Below are 19930 nucleotides of genomic sequence, written 5' to 3' on the forward strand. Positions count from 1 at the left end.
ATTTTACAGGTGATATTATCGCACCGCTAAGACAGCCGTAGCATGATCCCTCACCCGGCTAAAATTCCTGTTATCATTTGCACTACGCAACTGTACACTACCGCCGGTTTTCAGCAGATCGGCAGGAACACCCTTCTTTCCGTCTGCCGCACAAAGCACGACAGTATTACCGAAACCAAGATCTACATAAACCCGGTTGCTTACCAACCAACCCTTGCCGGAGAGACTGGAATTTTTCCGTATGTATACGCCGTTGGCCTGTAAATCATCGAGCAACTGGATGCTGACCAGTTGCCCGTCTTCGAAAGTGGTATAATGCTGTAAGCGGGCGGCGTATACGGTTACTCCCTGTTTCGGAGCAGCTGCTGACCGGCCAATAGCAATACGAATATTATTAAAATCCTTATCGCCCGCTTTACTAACTGGCGCAGGAGTAGCAAACACGGATCCGTTGTTGGTGGATTTGGCAAATACATTATAGCCAAAGCCCGGCATGTATAACTCCGGACTTTCAAACAGCTGCTTAATCGCAATGATTTTGTAGATATACTGAGCCGTTTCGTTATTGAGCACCAACTGGTAATAGTCGCTGCTTCCCTGCCGTTTTATGTTTTTGGAGATGTTGCCCGGTCCGGCGTTATAGGCTGCTGCAGCCAACGTCCAGGAGTTTAGTTGCTGATGCAGTTGGCGAAGCAGGCGGCAAGCTGCATGAGTGGCCTTAATCAGGTGGTTACGTTCGTCATACCCGGGGCTGACAGTAAGTCCCAATTCTGTCGCGGTTCCTGGCATGATCTGCCATACGCCCTGGGCGCCCACCGGGGAGGTAGCATTGCTTAACCCACTTTCTACAATGGGCAGGTATTTAAAGTCCAGCGGTACGTTGTATTGCTGAAGAATAGGTTCTATAACCGGGAAATATAATTCTGCCTTCATGCGTAATGCAGGAAGATAGCCCTGATAGCGCAGGTTACGTTTAATGATATCCATCAGCCGGAAAGAAACAAAGTCTCTTTCCATGGGCACCACCTCTCCACAGAAATCAATCTGCTGGGCAATGCCCGGCGTTGCTATACCCAGCAGCAACAATATCATCAGAACAAACCGCTGTATCATTGTTTGGCCAACATATATTTCGGAAGTACGGTCACAGGAATGTATAACACCAGTTGCTGTTTGCCTTCTGTGGTTTGCAATACCACAATCACTTCATCTTCCTTCCTAAACTGTTTGGATGGCACCACATACACTTCGCTGGCCTCCTCTTTAGGCGCGATAACGGAAGGGCCTTTCCGGTAAAGGATAGGCATGGTATGTAACAGGGAAGTGTCTTTCTTTTCCTTATGTAGCAGGCTGGCCTTCACTATTTCAAAAGGTTCCTTTCCTTTATTGCGGATACGGAAACTGAAATAGTTCAGTTTATTCAGTGTCATGGCCTGGGCATAGCCTACGCTGACGCCATCCACTTTTACTTCGTACTGGTGATTTACTTTATGATCGTGCCCGAAGTCGTCCGCGATTTTGCCCACAGTCACCGTATCCACGCTGATGAGGCTCACGCCGCTTTCTTCCGGAAGGTTGGCCAGATCATCTGACAACCTCTCGCCTTTACCAGGACGGGGCTCCTGGGGAGCGGCTTCCGGCGTGGTGATAGCTCCGGTAGTTCTGACCTTGCCGGACAGGGTATATTTCAGCCGGGCCAGGTCTACTTTATCGCGGAAGGCGATGATCATATAATGTATATTTTCTCCTTCCCTGACAATCAGGTTAGTTGGCCGGGGTGTAGCGGTAATAGGCCGCAGGAATACCATATTTCCATCTACAATGCGGTAGTCATAATCTGCGTTCTTTCCATCTCCGATCTGGAAAGTACTGATGGGAGCACCGGAGGTAATAAGGGTAACAGCGCCTTTTGTGGTCAGGATGCTGTCTGTGCCCGTTTGAGCCATGACAGTGAAACCAGTCCCGGTAATTAACAAACAAAGCAGTAAACTGCACAACACTCTTTTCATCGTTTCGTCAGCATTTTAGCCTTAAGATATTAACTGAATCATATTTAGGGATTCTTCAGCGGTCAGCTTCCGGCAGTCAACAGGCGCTCCTAAAAATGCCGTCAAAAGCCTAAAGCTGACCGTTGACGACTATTTGCCATCCTGTTCGTAGGTAGTATCCCAATCTGTAGCTTCATCACCTTTTTGACCCTCCATTTTGATCAGGAAGTTCTTGGCGGGGAAATAGGGCTTCAGATGGATATCCAGGTGGATACGGTCTTTCTGTACCGGATCCTGTTCAAAACGGCGGATGTTGAAGTCTTCTATGAGTTTATCGGGACCTGTGATACCATCCAGGAAGCGGATAATCTGTTTCATCAGGTCTTTACGTGTATTGGCATTAAAGTTTTCAAAAGCGCGGCGGTTCAGGAAGTCCATCAGCACTTTGGTAACGAAGTCGAATACACGTACTACGGAATAGGTTTGCAGGCCCAGGTTATCGCCGTTAAACAGTGTTTTGGCGCTGAAGGCCATTACCTTGCCATATTCCTTTACCATGGGCACCAGTCCCATTTTTTCGAGGCTGGCGATTTCACTTTTCTTCAGTTCAAATTTCACCCCATCCACTTCGTTCATACCACCGAATTTTTTACCGGCAGTTACCTGCGACATGAGGGTTTTATAAATTTTTCCTGCGAGTGCGCCGGATGGCGGTACATAGAGATGATCCTGCTCTCCTACTTCGTCAAACTTACCGCGGCCTACCAGCCAGTTACAAGCCATGATCACATTGGAGCGGTGAATTTCACCACCAGTGAGGTTAGCCAGTTCAAACATTTCCATCACATCATCCGGAGCATCCAGGTGTGCGAAATCTGTTACCAGCATAGCTTTATTTTCATGGGCTATTTTCGCCCATTTTTCTATTACTTTATTGGAACCGAGGTATCCTGGTATCACGAGCAGGCTATAGTTGCTGCGCAGATCCAGGCGATCGTAATTGTTGACCAGCTCTGTGCTCACGGCATCGATAAACCGGGTATTATCCAGGTCTTTCAGCTGTTCCAGCTCCACGTTGATAAACGATACGTTCTTTACCTTGTCGGACTCTGTATTTTTGAAGAAGAGTGCCACATTGCGGTAAGACTGTTCCAGTTCGCGGGTAGCATCTACGGCTTCCCCGAGATTGGTGGACAATACTTTCTCTGCTTCTTCCGCATGGGAGGTACAATAGTCTACCATTTCAGGCAGCTCATTGGTTTCAGACAATACCTTTTCCCAGAGTGACAGTACTTTCTTGAGTTTATCTCTTTCTGTTTTCTTTCCTGCTTCGGTCAGAAAAATATTACGACGCGCTTTACGATCGGGGTTAAGGTTTTGCGCGCCTTCAATTGCAGCTTCCAACAGGTCGAAACCGCCGTATTTTGCCAGTTCTTCAATATTCTCTACGAGGTTAACTTCCTGCTTTTGTGAAGACAGGCTTTCGTTTTGCGGCTCCTGGTTTTTCTGTAATTCTGCCATAATCAATGAAGTTATGTTCCTGGATAGGGAACTGTTAATTATTTGGTATTAAGGTCTTTCATCATGCCACGAATGGCTCCCAGTATCGCTTTGCGGGCATCGGGATCTGCCAGGGCCGATTTGAGGATCTTGTTTGTTTTCAGTTGCTTCATAATTTTCAGGTACTGTTCTTTTTCAGTAGCCAGGTCATTTAAGAAAGCACTTTGAGCGGTGATACCTTTTACACCAAAATCCCCCAGGTGATGAAACTGCAGTTTTTCGGGCACGGTGCGGCCTTCTGCATCATGGAAGCTTACGTTCACAGCTGGTTTGAAATGTTCAAAAACAGCCTCTACAGAAGTAAGCCCTTCCACTATTTCAGGTTTAACAGGTGCCTGCTGGGTTAACTTTTCAGCAAACAAGGTACGGTTATGCGAAATTTCCGCGATGGCTTCGTTGGCGTCCAGCTTCACTTCTGTGCCGCCAATTCCGTAGTTGTCATTCATTTGAGATAAAATTTAAATTTTTGGAATCTGACAATCATCAATTTATGGTCCAGTCTAACTGATCATTTTTTATATCTAGGGTTACCGACATATCTTTCCGGAGACTACCATTAATAATCATGCGTGACAACGGTTTGCGCAACTGTCCCCGTATCACTTCCCGCAATGGGCGTGCGCCATACTGAGGTGAATATCCCATCAGTGCCAGTTGGCGCCTGGCCGCTTCGGTAACGGTTAAACTAATTTCCTGCTGTTGTAACAATTGTAATAAATGTTGTAAATGGATATCGAATATCTTTTCCACGTTCGATTGCTGGATAGGGCCAAAGGGAACAATTTCCGTGAGCCTGCCCAGGAACTCGGGCCTGAAGTGTTTGGCCATCAGCTCCATCAGTTGCGCCGATCCGGGAATAATATTTTGCTGAAAAGATTTTGCAATGGCTTCACTACCGATGTTGGAGGTAAACAATACCAGCGCATTTGAGAAATCGCCAGTCTTTCCGAGCCTGTCGTGCAGCTTTCCCTCATCCATGATCTGCAGGAAGATATCAAACACTGAAGGATGCGCTTTTTCGATCTCATCAAACAGCACTACAGCATAAGGTTGCTGCCTTATTTTATTTACCAGCAATCCTCCTTCCTCATAGCCTACATATCCCGGAGGAGCGCCATACAGCAGGGCTGCGGCATGTTCTTCCTTGAATTCAGACATATCAAAGCGGATCATGCTGCGTTCATCCTGGAAAAGAAAATCCGCCAGCGACTTGGCCAGTTCTGTTTTACCGGTACCTGTGGGTCCGAGAAAAAAGAAAGAGCCTATGGGCTGCCCTGGTCTGCTCAGACCGGACCTGGACTCCAGGATGGCGTCTGCCACTGCTTTGAGGGTATGATCCTGGCCAACTACCCGTTTACGCAGGTGTTCTTCCATACTTACCAGCCGCGCTCTTTCTTCCGACTGTACTTTCCCTAAAGGAATGCCGGTAATGGAAGCTATCATCGTAGCCAGATCCACCGGGGTAACTTCTTCCTGCTGAGCGCTGGTGATAGTAGCCAGTTGGTCCAGCAGTTGTTGCAGAGCGGCCTGTAATTCCGGCGTGGTGGTTATCTTGCTTATATCGGCTGATGCAGATAAACGGGCAGATAACAGCGCACCCAGGCGTTCTGTCATTTGCCGGTAGAACCATTGCAGGTCGGCTATTTGTAAAGGATCGTTACCAGTTAGTGAGGTAAACTCTGCCTGTAATGTTTGTAATAACGTAGCGCCGGTATCGTGCATGGCTCGTATAGCCGCCATGGTGCGGTCCAGCAGGTTAATAGCACTGTCCGGCAGACATCTTTCTTTCAGGTAGCGGCGTGACAAGCGGATAGATTCGTGTATGCTTTCAGGTGATACCTTCAGTTGATAGAAGTTTTCGTACACAGGTATTACCACCTGTATCATGCGGGTAGCCAGGGTTTCATCCGGTTCTGACAAGGCAATGGTTTCAAAGCGGTGCCGCAGGATGGCATCCGGTTCTATTAGTTTACGAAATCCTTCCGGCGTGGTAGCACCGATCAGGATAATTTCGCCTTTCCCCAAAGCAGCCTTCATCACGTTGGCCATTCCGCCACCGGATTGCTTGTCCAGCAAGCTATGAAGGTTGTCGATAAAAAGTATATGCCTGCCAGTTTGCTTCAGTTGCTGAATTACCTGCAACAGGCGATCTTCCAATTCATTTTTATAGGCTGCCCCCGCTATAAATGCGCCATAATCCAGCGCATATACATCGGAGGACTGTAAAGACAAAGGAACTTGTTTTTGTACAACAGCCCGTGCCAGGCCTTCAACCAGCGAGGTTTTACCTACTCCTCCCTCTCCTATGATTAATACGCTGGCCCGGTCTTTTCGTGTAAGCACTTCCGTGATGCTCCTGATTTCGCCGTCGCGGCCAATGACCGGGTGGAAAGTTTTCAGTAGCTGGGGATCTGTAATGCGGTATACATATTTCAGTGCCCCTGGCTTAATGCTGTTGCCATTGGCCGAAATAGCCGGGGTCCCTTCCTTTCCCTTCTTCCCGGCTGCTTTCAGCTGGTCGCGGGTGAAGGGAAATGTTTTCAGTTGCTCGTAAGAAAAACCCACTCCAGGCGTACAGAGCGCGATCAGCAGGCTCCAGGCATCGGCCTCAGCCTGATCACTTTCCTGCGCTATATTGATGGCTTCCTGTAATACGGCCGTTGCCGCTTCATCCGGTTCCGGTTCATCGGGAATGCGGGAAGCCCTGGGCATTTCGTCCAAACGCACTTCTGCCCACTCTTCCAGGTAGTATACATCGATATCCATTTCATGTAAAGCAGCTGTTAATCCTGTTTCCCGGTGCAAACAGGCACGCAGCAGGTGCGCAGGTGTGTACTGCGGATGATGATACTCTTTTGCAATGGCTGTTGCTATCCTAATGGCAGATTGCAATGCAGGGCCGAATATGGTCAATGTTGACAGGGTCATTTGGGTGATACCAGGTTTTTCTAATATTAAGTTAACAATTACAAATTCTATACTGGGTGCCATCTCTTACGTGGCGTGGTAAAGATACAGCGAAAACCTATACAGCGAAATCAAACTTAAAAAAAACTCGCATAAGATGGAATAATTAACCCTTACTCATATATTATTCGTATGCACCATCGCCTATAATACACTACAGTAAAGGTTTACAGCGAATATAAAAAAATACCGAAACATATTATTTAAATTTTAAAAATGACAACTGCGATGCCCTGTGCTGCTTCCTTTGGCAGGAAAATATGGGGAGGACATCTACCTATTAACGGGTCATCGACTTACTATCTCTTAAAAACAAAGATATTCCTGCCGCTTTATTGCAGGCATAATGGCTGCGGGTGGCTAGGATCTGGAGAAGGTATGGCTGGTCCAGATAGTGGTATTTTGCTGAAGCTCCTCTGCGAGCTGTAACACGGATACAAAATCCAGGTAAAAGTTCTTCAGCATCTGTCGGTCTTCCAGTGATTTATGCAAGGTGGTTTCAAAATAATCCATTCCATGGCTGATGCCCACGTACACCCGGTTATTATAAAACGAGATGAACAGTTTAGCCCCAGAGCGCTCCTGTAGTTGGGTTAATTTCTCCATTAATACAGGTGTGAGCAACTGTTGCGCTTCATTTTCGTCTTTCGCATATACCATAAACAGTTTGTTGAAAGTGCTGTCGGCGGGTAATACTTTTTTACCCAGGTTCCAGGTTTCAATAAATCCATTGTCGGCGGCGCCGGAGCCAAACCAGCTTTCCAGCGCGGTGCTGCGCGACAGGATATATACCGGGGTACTGAAATAGCGGGGATACTGGCCGATAAAATAGCTACCACAAAAAACAATGTCGGGGCCTTGTCCCCGCAAGGTCACCAATGGCATATGCGTTACCGTGAGATCACAGCACTGGAAAGTCATATCCCCCAGTTTACCGTACACCTGGTCATTGCCGGTAATGGTGTAATTTTTCCGGGCAAACAGGCCGCTTTCGGTAAATTCATCGTAACTGGCATAATTGAGTGGCTGGTAGCTATACGACGGGCTTAGGAAACCAATTACCGGCCTTACGATCTTTTCTTTAAAATCCGGTCCATAATCAACCGCAGCCGTAGCGCCTTTTTGTTTCATCATAAAATAGCGTACTGCGTATCCTCCAAGTGTAAACAAGGTTACCAGCGCTACCATGAGGATAATCTGGCTGCCGGAACCATTGTGCCCCGTAGCGGCAGTTTCCGCTGCCGTATGCAGACTATATCTCACCAGGAAAAAAACAAAAACAGCAAACGGTACCAGGATGGCTGCCCACATCCGGCGCATCCAGTTACGGCCGGCAATACGGCGCTTTTCCAGGTCCAGCAGCTCCTGTTGGAGCCGCTGATCCAGGAAGGTATTAAATTCTTCCAGTGTCTTCATACCCGGTATTCATTATCAGTTAGATGACCAGTTGGCAGAGCTGCCTCCAATGCTACTCACATTGTGAAGGGCAGGCTGACTGATCAGGGCTTTAAAAGGTTGTACGTTTTCGGCCGATAGTGGCAGCTTAAAGAAAGAGCGGCTCTGGCCTACTCTCACGTGGGCATATTCCATGGGAAACAAGCGGATCCTGACAATGCGCAGGGGTAATGTCAGTTTATAATCCGTATAGGTGTCCACGTTATTAACAGATTCCCCTTTTTCCAGGCGGTTTACAAATTCCATGATTTTCTCCGGGCGTTTCTTTGCCTGTATGAGCATCACAATATACGGGATGAGTACCCCTACTGGCAGAAATAATAAAATATAGAGAATCGCTTTCGGGGTTTCCGTACTGCTGCCGGAAAAAATGCTATAGCCAATCAGGCCAAAAACGAGTACAGCAAATACTTCAGCAGTGATAAGGGCAGTAATGGTTTGCTTTTTATCCCTTTCATGGATTTCCAGCAATGTTGTTTTCAGTTCAGCGAGGTTGTTCATCAGTATATGTATTTAGAATAAAGTGGTAAATGACTATGGGATTTTAGCCCACCACACTTCCCCTGAAAAGGGACATCGTTCTCATCCGGTGCTGATTTCTCTCTACATATAAGTTCTTCATGAAGGATGGCGGTTAAGGGTTATAAAAGGCTTCTCCGAGGTTAACCGAGTGAAAGCCCGATCATTCACGGCAATAAAATAAATGAAAAAGCGATAATTCTCCAAATGCAAATTAACGATAGTTCACCTGTGGCGGATGCGCATAATCTTGCCAGGCGGACTCTGCTTCTTCTGCAGTAATATCTCCGTCAAACACCATGATACGGTATTTCAGCTGATAGCGCGACCCGGCATAGAGCTGCCATGGTTTCATGCGGGTGGGTGTATAGTTAAACATGAGTTCGCCGCCTTCCGCATCTTCCGGCCATACCCGCAGCGGTTCGGGTGAATCGAAATTATCAGGATCACTCATAATTAACAATCCTGCCTTTCCTTTGGGCGTGGTGCCGCTTATTTTTACCCAGCGGGCCCGGGTACTGTCGGCGTTCCTGCGTGTGTTGCCTTCCGAGGTAAGCACCTGGCTGGTTTTCGCGGTAAAGTCGGCCGTGGTTCTTAAGCCAAATCCGCCTCCATAACGATACTGCAACAGGGTAATACCATTGGGGGAAGCGGGGGTAAACATACTGGTAAAATCCCATAAACGGCGGGACCCCTTATCTGTAGCGGGATATGCCTTCACCACCCAGGTTTCGGTGATCGCTGTTTTTTCCGTTCCGTCTTTCCCGTAAGCAATATGGTCCTGTTGGGCACTGAAGCCACACCAGGCATTGCCGGAAAAAGTTTCCAGGTGACCGGCAAAACGCACCTTCCCTTCTCTTTTCTGCACATTCCAGAAATCTGTTTCCCTTCCTTCAAAAAGCGTATGTGTCCATGGATTCCAGATTCCCATGTGATGGAGATGTCCTGCATTGGGAAAAATGTTTGTCAGGATGACACCATTAGGCGCCCATAGCGGGTGAATAAATCCGCTGCGGTTATACACCGTGTCTTTTCCCGCAGGCGCTGCCACCGTTTCGTAATTATACTGAAGAATGGGAGATTGCTTTTCCTCCAGTAGCAGATGCCCCGACTGTTTCACCGCTTTCAGAAGAGGAGCTCCGGGCGCATAGCCTTTCCTGAGTTCGTATACCCGCTCTGCACCGGCGGGCGTAGTACCGGTCATTATCCAGCAGAGCTGGCCGTCTTGCACACTAACGTTAACGGGAATACGCTTTCCATTACTCACCTCTTCCATGATTACTTCCCCGACGCCCTCCGGAAGAGTCGTATATACGATACTGTTATACCGGATAATATCCCCGGCCTTTACCGCCAGCCGGATCGTTTGCGCCCGAATAGCTGTATACATGAAAAGTAACAACGTAATGGATAACTGGATTTTTTTCATATGCCCGTGGATAGATTTGCAGAAAAATACGGTTTACTTTTTCAGTATGCAAATACCTTGCGTACAGCACCGGTAATATTGTGATAACGGTGTATAGCTTATTATCTTTTAATTCCTATTTTTGACTGATTAATCAGGATAAAATGGCATCCCCCAATACAAATATGCTGACTACCAAACTCATAATAACCAATAAATCAGCGCTGCAGGCTAAATATGGTGATGCACATCAACAGGTACTGGATGACATTAACGCATTACTGACCTACGATGTCAGTCGTCACCTGGATGCGCATGTTATTTTCCTGGATGATGCGGTACAAATGCAATCCTACCAGGCCACAGCGGTAACAGATGTCAATGATGACGCCCAGCATAAGAAAGCGATTGATGACCTGTACCGTTTTTTTTCACCTGGATATCTCCTGCTGCTGGGCGCGCCCGATATTATTCCGCTACAACGCCTGAAAAATCTGCTGCCAGGTGAAAACGATCCGGATGCCGTTATTCCCAGCGACCTGCCTTATGCTTGTGATACACCGTACGACACAGATCCGGGTAAATTCATTGCACCTACGCGTGTGGTAGGGCGCTTACCGGATGTACCGGCACAAGGGGATCCCACATACTTACATACACTGATCAATAATATCATAACAGCTGTTCCTTCCAGCCGGAGCGAATATCTGCCCTACTTTTCACTCAGCACCTTTGACTGGCAGGATTCAACACAAAACAGCCTGCAAAGCATTTTCGGCAACCATAGCAGCTTGCAGCTGTTTCCCGGCGACCCCGGTTTTACCGGTACCAACTGGACAGCGGAGCAATTACAGGCTAAAACGCATTTCCTCAACTGTCATGGCGCCATCAACAACCCTGCCTACTATGGGCAAAAAATTCCTGATTTCCCGATGGCATTGCGGTCGGATATACTCAACAACAAAATTGCATTTGGCACCATCGTAGCGGCGGAATGCTGCTATGGCGGACAACTGTTTGACCCGAAGAAAAACAGCGCCCGGCGGATGAGTATGGCCAATAGCTACCTGCTCAACCATGCACTGGCCTTTGTAGGCGCTACCAATATCGCGTATGGCCCGCCCACCGGGCAGGGACTATCAGACCTGCTCACCCAGTATTTTGTGATCAATGTGCTGAACGGCGCCTCTACCGGCAGGGCCTTGCTGGAAGCAAGGCAACGGTTCCTTCATGAAATGGGCCCTACCCTGGACCCCTATGAACTGAAAACAGCCGCACAGTTTTACCTGTTGGGCGACCCTTCCCTGCAACCGGTTATCAACGACAAAGATCCCAGCGCCACCGGCACACAGGCGCCCTTTGTCAATGCCCTGCAAAACCGCCGCGATAACCTCGAAGCCCGCGGCAAAATGCTCGACGATTTTATTGCTGTACCTCAGCCCTCGGACAACGGGCATGCCACAGATCCCGCACTGCACACCGCCCTGCATCAATTACTCGATGAAAAAAGCTTCGCTAAAACACGCACACAGCAAATATATGTCAACAAAAAAAATAAAGACATGGGCAAAGAAGAAGCCCATAGCTCCATGCCATCTGTAAAATTTCATGTATTTTCGGAATCAACAGCCAATGGGGACACACCTCTAACCAAGGTCCTGGTGGTAAAAGAAAAAAACAATCAAATACTGGGATATCGTGAATATGTCAGCAGGTAAAACAAACCGGGATGATAAAGACAATCCTTTTGTGACGCTTACAGGGCGCCTGGTGTTGCGTACATTTGGCAGACATAGCAAAAGCGAGCACCTGGCGGTATACCTGGTTTCCGATCAGGGCGACTATCTCATACGCCCGGCAGGCGCCAACCCATTTATGCCCGATGCCCTGATGCCGCTCGTAGGAAAAACCATCATCGCTACCGGGTATATAGAAGATTACGTATTCCTTGCACAAACCTGGAAAGAGGAAGAATAACTATTTTTTGCTATTTTGTCGTTTCAACGTTATCCACTGCCCCGCATCGTGGAAAACGGCCAAATGCTAACCTATGAACTTATCAGCGTTTATTAACCACCTTGTACGCGAAGGACAAATAGCTGTAGTAGATGATCTCTCCCCCCTTTTGCCAGCTGCATCCGCAGGTGCACTGGAGGCACTGATAGATTTTTATCACCACGACAAACTGGAAATGTTCGCTACCCCACCGGAATTTGATCCGGATGCCGCCCTGTGGGCAGCAACCTATATCTACCAGGGAGTGCGGCTAATTATGCTCCGCACCATACAGCCCGACAAGGTTCTGCCGGGACTTTCCCCTTACACCGGCGATATCAATGCCAGCAGCATTTACAGCGCCGATCTCTGCCTGAGGTATTTGCCTGACCTGCTTTGCTTAACCAGGAAACTGGATGCACAGGATGCGTTGGTCATGCATATACGGGAAACCGCCATGCAATGGCCCTTTTCTTCTACTGGTATGCAACTGGCAGCAAAAGGATCATTGACAGGCATCATTTCATCGCCTGCACTACTGCAGGCATATGCAGACAGAATTGTTGTTACCAGGGATTATCCCCGTTGTGGAGTACCAGCTGTACGGGACGCGGTAAATGCGTCCCTGGGCGACTATGCCAGCGTGCTATGGCCCGGTTATCCTGCGTTATAATTAATTTAATAACAGCGCGCCCGTTCCTGTTCTATTGGCATATATAATACGGCCATGTTCCATTTTAATGCCGTCGGCCGTATCTTCTGCCAGCAACAAGGGACCGTCCATATCTACGTAATCCAACAGGGGAAGCAAGTGCGCCACCGCCGAAGTGCCAACAGTGCTTTCATTCATACTGCCTGTCATGACTTTCATGCCTGCCCGTTTAGCGGCGGTAATCATACGCAGCGCCGGGGTGATACCACCGCATTTGGTGAGTTTGATATTGATGCCATGAAAATAGCCGATACATTGAGCTACATCCTGTTCTACGATACAACTTTCATCTGCTATTACTGGCAGTACTACGTTTTCATATACCCGCTTCATACCTGCTTTGTCGGCCGCAGCCATCGGCTGCTCTATAAATTCAACGCCCAACTCCTTTAAGGCGATGGCATTGCGCAAAGTTTCTTCCACACCCCAGGCACAGTTGGCATCTACACGGAAAACAGCATCGGTATGCTTTCTGAGCTCTTTAATGATGGCTATATCTTCTTTGGTGCCCAGTTTTATCTTATAGATGGGCCAGGGAAACTCTTGCAGCTTACGCACCATATTCTCCACGGTATCTATACCAATTGTATAATCTGTTAACGGATTATGACGGATATCCAATTCCCATACTTCGTACAATTTCTTTTGTTGTTGTTTGGCGTAGAGGTCCCATGCGGCAATATCGAGGGCGCAAAGCGCAAACATATTGTCTTGCAGCAGCGGGTACATATCCTGCCAGAATGCTACCGGGGTGGTGAGCTGATAGCTTTCAATAAATGGGCGATGCTGTTCGATCGCCTGCATTAACAGGGGCACCGTCATGTTGTAATAGGCATTATCGGCGGTTTCTCCCAGGCCGCTGATACCGTTCTGTTCCAGCTTTACGACCAGCAGGGGCTGCACATTCTTTGATTTACGGGAGATGGTAAAAGTATAACGAAACTTTAGTTCATAAGGGTAAAGCGACAGGTTCATAATAGGATGCTATTCCGTTTGATGAAATAACAAATTACGGATTAAGCGGCATACATTTTTAAAGAAGATCAGTAGTCGTTGATGGGTTTGGCTATACGATACCGCCAGTAGTGCGACGCTACTGCAGGGATATTAATTCGTTCTGCATCCGGATGTATCTCCGCATGATGTCCTGCAGCTGCCAGCAGGTCCTGCAATTGAAAAATACGCCACATGGCAGGTGCTTGTATATGCCGGGTAATAATTTGTTGCAACAGCGCCGGGGTAGCCACTGCGGGGGCAGTACCGGCCTGGCGTAGTTGTTCCAGGTAATATTCCCGGGAGCGGGTACGATCTTCTTCCCACCAACCCCTGAGGGTGCTCATATCGTGTGTGTCGGGCGTAAGTACCGACAGGTAGGGCGCCTTATTTAAATCAGTGAAATTGTCTGTTGTCGACTTGGGCATGCGCTCCACTTCCAGGCTTAATATTCCCAGTGCCTGCATTACGCCGGGGACACAATCGGGCACCATGCCCAGGTCTTCCCCGCAGATCAGCATATTGGTAGCCCGTTTGATCAGGGGAAGTTTATGCATGGCTTCCTTGCGCCAGCAGCTCTCCTGTCGTACGTAGAAGTAGTCGTGATATAGCGCCGACAGGCTGTCTTGTTCCTTTTTGCCAAGCGCGGCAAAAGAGCGGGTAGCAGCCATGTCATAACGGGGATGATACAACGTTCTATTCCGGTCGGTGACCCGGATAAACAGTACGTCTGCGATCAAATGAAAGAGTATATGTTTCACGGCTTCTGGCAGCGCAGCTGCGGCTACTTTACGTTGGGTATTAAATTCCGGCAACAGCTGATAGCGTCCGTCTCCCAGGGGAACCATCAGTTTATCTTTCATGATGCCCGCATAGTTACCGAAAGCCTCTTCCAGTATAGCCTGGGTGATATAGGGCTGGCAGTACCGGTCTTCGTCGAAGTCGATGCCTCGTTGTCTTATTTCCTCGCGGCTAACGGGGATGGCCGGATGAAAATATCCCAGCAGTCCCTGTATGGCATCGGCAGGTATTTGCCAAATACGGAAGAAGCCGAGGATATGATCGATGCGGAAGGCGTCGAAATAAACGGACATATGCCGCAGGCGTTGCTGCCACCATTCGAGGCCGTTGGTGGCCATCTGTTTCCAGTTCCAGGTAGGAAACCCCCAGTTTTGCCCGGTGGCGGTAAACCCGTCTGGTGGAGCGCCGGTCTGCATATCCAGGTGATAGTATGCCGGATGCATCCAGGTATCTACGCTATGCCGGGCTACCCCGATGGGAATGTCTCCCTTGAGGGCTACCCCATGCTGGTGAATGGCGGCAGTAGCTGCCGCCAGCTGACGATGCAGATGATACTGTACAAAGAAATGGTAATGCGCCGCACTGGTTGCCGCGTCGCTGCCGGCCAGCAGCCGGCTGATGGCTGTATAGTCGTATACGTTATATTCCGGCCATTGGCTGAAATCACTGGTTTTATATTGTTCCCTTAAATAGCAGAAGGCTGCATAAGGCAGGAGCCAGTATTCATTGGCTGCAAACCACTGCCAGTAATCAGGTGTCTGGAGCTGCGCGCCCATGTGTTCATATAAAGCGTGCAGGTAGGCCAGTTTAAAGGACATCACCGTTTCATAGTCGACGGTTTCTTTTTCGTTGAGCCATTGCCGTAACCGGCCGAATTGCCGCTGTAACGGATGTTGATCCGGCAATACGCCTACCTCCTGGAGCCGTATGTATTGCGGATGCAGGGCAAAGGAGGAGATAGCCGCATACGGATAAGAATCTTTCCAGGTATTGGTTTGGATGGTATCATTTACGGGGAGTACTTGTATGAGCTGCAGGTGATGGCGCTGTGCCCAGGCTGCCAGCTGTGGCAGGTCCGCGAACTCGCCTGTACCAAACCCCTCAGCGCTGCGCAGGCTAAATACGGGTATGGCTACACCGGCCCCTTTCCAGGGAGTATGTTGAATACGCAGGATACCATCGTGCAATATTACCTGGCGACCGGCAATGGCTACCGTTTGCAGCTGCCTGTCTTCACCGTCCTCATAGTATAGAAATCGTTTGGCTTCCAGGTCGTAGATCCCGTATTTATAAGAAAGTGGTACGGGCACACCAGAAAGTTGGAGGGCCAGAAAAAACCAGCCCTGGGCGTCGTACTGCAATAACAAAGGTTGAGCTGTATTCCAGTTACCGGTTTGATGACTGCTTCCCAGCAGGCATATCGTTTTGCCGGCATCCAGGAGGGGCGCCTGTACACGGAATATATGGGTAGCAGTATTTAACGCTGTCACCGATGCCACCTGCCTTTTAAAAAAAACGCGGGAAAAGGGAGCAGTAAGCCAGGCATTCTCCGGGCGGCTGGCATCGTTCCAGGTATCCGTAAAAACAATCTCCTGGTGGCTGCCGGGGGTCACCATGCAGGCTCTTACCTGTCCTTCATAACGCACCTCTTCCAGTTCCCTGACCAGGTATTGGTATTGTAAGGTAAACGTTTCACCTGGGGCCAGCTGAATATCAGTGTACCACCAGTCTTCATTCAGCCAGCGCATGGCATATGCGTGTTTAGGCACATCGTTGCCCAATGCGGGCAGGTTACCAAGCAGATAAAGATTCTGCCCGTAATAGGTACGGTAACGGAGATAAAAACGTAATCTGTAGCTCATCTGGTTCCTGCAAAGTAAGAAAAAGCAGGCAAAGGATGAAGCTAATAAGCCGAAGGCCAGTGCATAGAAGCACCGGCCTTCGGCTTATTAGTTTATATATTTTTCAGCTTTCGCTTACTTCACTTCTTCAAATTCTGCGTCGGTTACGCCATCATTGCCAGCATTAGGTTGGCCTTGTGGCTCGCCACCGTTTGGCTGACCGCCGTCCGGCTGGCCCTGAGAAGCTTTGTACAATTCTTCAGATGCAGCTGTCCAGGCAGCTTCCAGTTCAGCTGTAGCTGTATCCAATTGTGCGCTGTCTTGTGATTTGTGTGCTTCTCTCAGTTTGTTCAGCGCAGTTTCGATGGTTGCTTTTTTATCAGCAGGCAGTTTATCACCGTATTCCTTTACCTGTTTTTCAGTTTGGAAGATCAGGCTGTCTGCTTTATTGAGCTTTTCGATTTTTTCGCGTTGTTCTTTGTCGGCAGATTCGTTGGCTTTCGCTTCGGCTTTCATCTTTTCGATTTCATCCTTGTTCAAACCGCTACCAGCTTCGATCTTGATGTTCTGTGTTTTACCGGTGCCTTTATCTTTTGCAGTTACGTGCAGGATACCGTTGGCATCGATATCGAAAGTTACCTCGATCTGTGGAACACCACGCGGAGCCGGAGGAATATCGCCCAAAATAAAGCGGCCCAGTGTTCTGTTCTGGTTAGCCATTGGTCTTTCTCCTTGCAGTACATGGATTTCCACGCTAGGCTGGCTATCTGCTGCTGTAGAGAAGGTTTCAGACTTCTTGGTAGGAATGGTGGTATTGGATTCGATCAGTTTGGTCATTACACCGCCCATGGTTTCGATACCGAGTGACAGTGGCGTAACATCGAGTAACAGTACGTCTTTTACTTCACCGGTCAGTACACCACCCTGGATAGCAGCACCTACCGCTACTACTTCATCGGGGTTTACACCTCTGTTAGGTTTTTTACCGAAGAATTTTTCTACTACTTCCTGGATTTTAGGAATACGGGTAGAACCACCTACCAGGATTACCTCATCGATTTCGGAAGTGTTCATGCCGGCATCTTTCAGCGCTTTGCGGCAAGGCTCCAGTGTTCTTTCCACCAGGCTGTCGCTCAGTTGCTCAAATTTAGCACGGGTTAATTTTTTCACTAAGTGTTTAGGAACGCCGTCTACTGCAGTGATGTAAGGCAGGTTGATTTCTGTTTCCTGTGAAGAAGACAGTTCAATCTTTGCTTTTTCAGCAGCTTCCTTCAAACGTTGCCATGACATGGGGTCTTTGTGTAAATCTACTGCTTCATCTTTTTTGAATTCATCTGCCAGCCAGTCCATGATCACTTTATCGAAGTCGTCACCACCGAGGTGTGTATCACCATTGGTAGATTTTACTTCAAATACACCGTCGCCCAGTTCCAGGATGGAGATATCGAAGGTACCACCACCAAGGTCAAATACGGCGATTTTGCTGTCATGATGTTTTTTATCCAGGCCATAAGCCAGGGCAGCAGCAGTAGGTTCGTTGATGATACGGCGAACTGTTAAGCCGGCGATTTCACCTGCTTCTTTGGTAGCCTGACGCTGTGCATCGTTAAAGTAAGCAGGAACGGTAATTACCGCTTCGGTTACTTCCTGTCCCAGGTAGTCTTCCGCCGTTTTCTTCATTTTCTGAAGTACCATAGCGGAAATTTCCTGTGGAGTATATAATCTGCCTTCTATATCTATACGGGTAGTATTATTATCACCCTTTACCACTTTATATGTAACGTGTGTCAGTTCGTTGGTTACTTCATCAAAGTGACGGCCCATGAAACGTTTTACTGACATAATGGTGTTTACGGGGTTGGTAATAGCCTGACGCTTTGCGGGGTCACCTACTTTCCTTTCTCCGTTCTTCAAAAAAGCCACTACAGATGGGGTTGTTCTCCTTCCCTCATCATTGGCAATCACTACCGGTTCGTTACCTTCCATTACGGCAACGCATGAATTGGTAGTTCCTAAGTCAATGCCTATTATTTTTCCCATAGTATTAAAGATTATCCTTTAGTTGTAAGTTGTTTTCTGTTTGTCGTTGGTTTGTCAATGATTATGCCAAGCAAAAAAATATGAAATTATGTCAGTCAGGTCCCCTATATTTGATGTAATATTTAGTGGTTCAACCAATTGGATACTGTAAGAACGTCCAATAACTAAATAAAATAAGCGACAAATTGTTCATAACCTCGCCTTCCTTTGCCCTATTTTATTCCCGGCCTACCCATTTTTATTCATGCAAATTGTGTAACCTAACGTTAATCTTATGAACAAATCCATTCTATGGAGGTCAGCATGCTTGCTGTTAGCACTCTCCCCGATGATGAGCCAGGCTCAGAACCAACCTGCCGGCGCCACACCTTCCGTTCGACTGTTCCAGGGCCCCAGCGACTATAAAACGTGGTCAATTGGGGTGAATGGTGGCATGTTGGCACCTGTGGCGGCGACCGGTGGCAGTAACGACTTCACCAAGTGGAAAGGTTCTTTCGGCTATGGCGCCTATGTTAAATACCAGTTACTTCATTTCCTGGCCCTGCGTGCCGATTATGTAGGCGGTAAATTACAGGCCGACAACAGCAAAGCCCTGGGAAATGGTGCTTCCCTGGCAAGTCCTTACAAATCTTATGAAACCAAGCTTCCATGGTCAGCTACCCTGAATGCAGTATTTAATATTACGACGGTGAACTGGCTGTTCCGGGAAAACTTTGTACAACTCTATGCTTCTGTAGGAGGCGGTTTAGCCGGATATAAGCCTACCCTGGAACTGAACGATGGGACTAAAATGGATTATAAGGCCGATAACAAGGCTATTAAAGAGCTGATTATACCGGTAGGTGCGGGACTGAAGTTCAAATTATCCGAAGTTGTGAACCTCGATTTAGGCTATACCATGTATTATACTGATGGAGATAACCTGGATGGGTATTACCGTAGTCCTAACAAGGATAAATATTCCTACGGCTATGCAGGGCTGGAGTTTGCGTTGGGCAAGAAAGGCAAAAAGCAGCTGCAATGGCATAACCCGGCCAAGGCTATGTACGACGAACTGGAGGCGCAAAAGACTACCCTGGCGGCTTCCCTGGACGCTGCCAATCAAAACAATGCCAGGTTGACGGCTGACGTAGATAAACTGACAAAAGACAGCGACGGCGACGGGGTTTCCGACTTCTTCGATAAATGCCCCGGTACACCTGCCAACACCAAAGTGGATGGTTCCGGCTGCCCGCTGCCTGTACCGGTGGTAGAGAAAAAAGAAGAAAAAGTAGTGATTACGGAAGAGGATAACCGTATTGTAAAAGAAGCCATCCAGAACCTGGAATTCGATTTTGCTAAAGCCAGTATCAAGCCACATTCTTACCCGGCATTAGACCGCGTGGCCGACCTGCTGATACGCAAGAACCTGAACCTCAAACTGAGTGGCCATACGGATAATGTAGGCAGCAAGGCAAGAAATCTCGCCCTGTCGAGAGAAAGAGCCGAATCCGTTAAAGCTTACCTGGTGGGTAAAGGCGTAAATGGGTCTAAAATTGAAGCTGTTGGCTATGGTATGACGCAGCCGATTGCCAGCAACAAAACCGCTGCCGGCCGCCAGAAGAACCGTAGGGTTGAGTTTACGATATTCTAGCAATAGTTGTTAATAATA

15 protein-coding genes are annotated in these 19930 nt (G+C 48.1%); 4 read left to right on the plus strand and 11 right to left on the minus strand.

Annotation, left to right across the window (positions count from 1 at the left end):
• Positions 1-15 precede the first annotated feature (15 nt).
• The 8 genes from HGH90_RS06675 to HGH90_RS06710 all read right to left on the minus strand — a co-directional run bounded on the left by HGH90_RS06675 (position 16) and on the right by HGH90_RS06710 (position 9918).
• Positions 16-1113 carry a transglycosylase SLT domain-containing protein gene (locus HGH90_RS06675; RefSeq protein ID WP_168762417.1) on the minus strand — a complete coding sequence of 366 codons (1098 nt, stop codon included), beginning with the start codon at positions 1111-1113 and terminating at the stop codon, positions 16-18.
• Positions 1110-2009: a hypothetical protein gene (locus HGH90_RS06680; RefSeq protein ID WP_168762416.1), complete on the minus strand. Its 900-nt coding sequence runs from the start codon at positions 2007-2009 to the stop codon at positions 1110-1112. The genes HGH90_RS06675 and HGH90_RS06680 overlap by 4 nt, the downstream gene beginning before the upstream one ends.
• 129 nt (positions 2010-2138) lie before the next feature.
• The gene (locus HGH90_RS06685) at positions 2139-3509 is read right to left on the minus strand and encodes a DUF5458 family protein (RefSeq protein ID WP_168762415.1); all 1371 of its coding nucleotides are present in this window, start codon (positions 3507-3509) and stop codon (positions 2139-2141) included.
• A gap of 38 nt (positions 3510-3547) precedes the next feature.
• Positions 3548-3994, minus strand: coding sequence for a hypothetical protein (locus tag HGH90_RS06690; protein ID WP_168739206.1), 447 nt, complete (start codon positions 3992-3994; stop codon positions 3548-3550).
• Positions 3995-4031: 37 nt separating this feature from the next.
• The gene (locus HGH90_RS06695; RefSeq protein ID WP_169190700.1) at positions 4032-6476 is read right to left on the minus strand and encodes an AAA family ATPase; all 2445 of its coding nucleotides are present in this window, start codon (positions 6474-6476) and stop codon (positions 4032-4034) included.
• A 399-nt stretch (positions 6477-6875) separates the two neighbouring features.
• A complete protein-coding gene (locus HGH90_RS06700; RefSeq protein WP_169190701.1) occupies positions 6876-7931 on the minus strand; it encodes a DUF3137 domain-containing protein in 1056 nt (351 codons plus the stop codon).
• 15 nt (positions 7932-7946) lie between these two features.
• Positions 7947-8471 (minus strand): hypothetical protein, encoded by a 525-nt coding sequence (locus tag HGH90_RS06705; protein ID WP_168762412.1) that lies wholly within the window; start codon positions 8469-8471, stop codon positions 7947-7949.
• 232 nt (positions 8472-8703) lie between these two features.
• The gene (locus tag HGH90_RS06710; RefSeq protein WP_169190702.1) at positions 8704-9918 is read right to left on the minus strand and encodes a PmoA family protein; all 1215 of its coding nucleotides are present in this window, start codon (positions 9916-9918) and stop codon (positions 8704-8706) included.
• 143 nt (positions 9919-10061) lie between these two features.
• On the opposite strand from HGH90_RS06710, the gene HGH90_RS06715 reads away from it, so the two are divergent.
• The 3 genes from HGH90_RS06715 to HGH90_RS06725 all read left to right on the plus strand — a co-directional run bounded on the left by HGH90_RS06715 (position 10062) and on the right by HGH90_RS06725 (position 12565).
• Complete coding sequence (locus tag HGH90_RS06715) at positions 10062-11615, plus strand: C25 family cysteine peptidase (RefSeq protein ID WP_168762410.1); 1554 nt, start codon at positions 10062-10064, stop codon at positions 11613-11615.
• Positions 11596-11874, plus strand: a complete 279-nt coding sequence (locus HGH90_RS06720; RefSeq protein ID WP_169190703.1) for a hypothetical protein — start codon at positions 11596-11598, stop codon at positions 11872-11874. Before HGH90_RS06715 ends, HGH90_RS06720 begins: the two co-directional genes overlap by 20 nt.
• 73 nt (positions 11875-11947) lie before the next feature.
• A complete protein-coding gene (locus tag HGH90_RS06725; protein ID WP_169190704.1) occupies positions 11948-12565 on the plus strand; it encodes a hypothetical protein in 618 nt (205 codons plus the stop codon).
• Here HGH90_RS06725 and HGH90_RS06730 read toward each other — a convergent pair whose 3' ends face one another.
• The 3 genes from HGH90_RS06730 to dnaK all read right to left on the minus strand — a co-directional run bounded on the left by HGH90_RS06730 (position 12566) and on the right by dnaK (position 18279).
• The gene (locus tag HGH90_RS06730) at positions 12566-13579 is read right to left on the minus strand and encodes a dipeptide epimerase (RefSeq protein WP_168762407.1); all 1014 of its coding nucleotides are present in this window, start codon (positions 13577-13579) and stop codon (positions 12566-12568) included.
• Between the two features lie 68 nt (positions 13580-13647).
• Entirely contained in the window at positions 13648-16260 is a 2613-nt protein-coding gene (locus tag HGH90_RS06735; protein ID WP_169190705.1) for a 4-alpha-glucanotransferase, read from the minus strand.
• A gap of 114 nt (positions 16261-16374) precedes the next feature.
• Positions 16375-18279, minus strand: a complete 1905-nt coding sequence (gene dnaK, locus HGH90_RS06740) for a molecular chaperone DnaK (RefSeq protein WP_168762405.1) — start codon at positions 18277-18279, stop codon at positions 16375-16377.
• A gap of 274 nt (positions 18280-18553) precedes the next feature.
• On the opposite strand from dnaK, the gene HGH90_RS06745 reads away from it, so the two are divergent.
• Positions 18554-19912, plus strand: a complete 1359-nt coding sequence (locus HGH90_RS06745; RefSeq protein WP_168762404.1) for an OmpA family protein — start codon at positions 18554-18556, stop codon at positions 19910-19912.
• The last annotated feature ends 18 nt before the right edge of the window (positions 19913-19930 follow it).

The organism is Chitinophaga sp. Ak27 (assembly GCF_012726295.1).
Lineage (GTDB): Bacteria > Bacteroidota > Bacteroidia > Chitinophagales > Chitinophagaceae > Chitinophaga.

What these genes read in the sequence shown, in the direction of transcription:
- HGH90_RS06675 (WP_168762417.1), bottom strand. Translation starts at nt 1,113, where the DNA reads ATGATACAGCGGTTTGTTCTGATGATATTGTTGCTGCTGGGTATAGCA.
- HGH90_RS06680 (WP_168762416.1), bottom strand. Translation starts at nt 2,009, where the DNA reads ATGAAAAGAGTGTTGTGCAGTTTACTGCTTTGTTTGTTAATTACCGGG.
- HGH90_RS06685 (WP_168762415.1), bottom strand. Translation starts at nt 3,509, where the DNA reads ATGGCAGAATTACAGAAAAACCAGGAGCCGCAAAACGAAAGCCTGTCT.
- HGH90_RS06690 (WP_168739206.1), bottom strand. Translation starts at nt 3,994, where the DNA reads ATGAATGACAACTACGGAATTGGCGGCACAGAAGTGAAGCTGGACGCC.
- HGH90_RS06695 (WP_169190700.1), bottom strand. Translation starts at nt 6,476, where the DNA reads ATGACCCTGTCAACATTGACCATATTCGGCCCTGCATTGCAATCTGCC.
- HGH90_RS06700 (WP_169190701.1), bottom strand. Translation starts at nt 7,931, where the DNA reads ATGAAGACACTGGAAGAATTTAATACCTTCCTGGATCAGCGGCTCCAA.
- HGH90_RS06705 (WP_168762412.1), bottom strand. Translation starts at nt 8,471, where the DNA reads ATGAACAACCTCGCTGAACTGAAAACAACATTGCTGGAAATCCATGAA.
- HGH90_RS06710 (WP_169190702.1), bottom strand. Translation starts at nt 9,918, where the DNA reads ATGAAAAAAATCCAGTTATCCATTACGTTGTTACTTTTCATGTATACA.
- HGH90_RS06715 (WP_168762410.1), top strand. Translation starts at nt 10,062, where the DNA reads ATGGCATCCCCCAATACAAATATGCTGACTACCAAACTCATAATAACC.
- HGH90_RS06725 (WP_169190704.1), top strand. Translation starts at nt 11,948, where the DNA reads ATGAACTTATCAGCGTTTATTAACCACCTTGTACGCGAAGGACAAATA.
- HGH90_RS06730 (WP_168762407.1), bottom strand. Translation starts at nt 13,579, where the DNA reads ATGAACCTGTCGCTTTACCCTTATGAACTAAAGTTTCGTTATACTTTT.
- HGH90_RS06735 (WP_169190705.1), bottom strand. Translation starts at nt 16,260, where the DNA reads ATGAGCTACAGATTACGTTTTTATCTCCGTTACCGTACCTATTACGGG.
- dnaK (WP_168762405.1), bottom strand. Translation starts at nt 18,279, where the DNA reads ATGGGAAAAATAATAGGCATTGACTTAGGAACTACCAATTCATGCGTT.
- HGH90_RS06745 (WP_168762404.1), top strand. Translation starts at nt 18,554, where the DNA reads ATGAACAAATCCATTCTATGGAGGTCAGCATGCTTGCTGTTAGCACTC.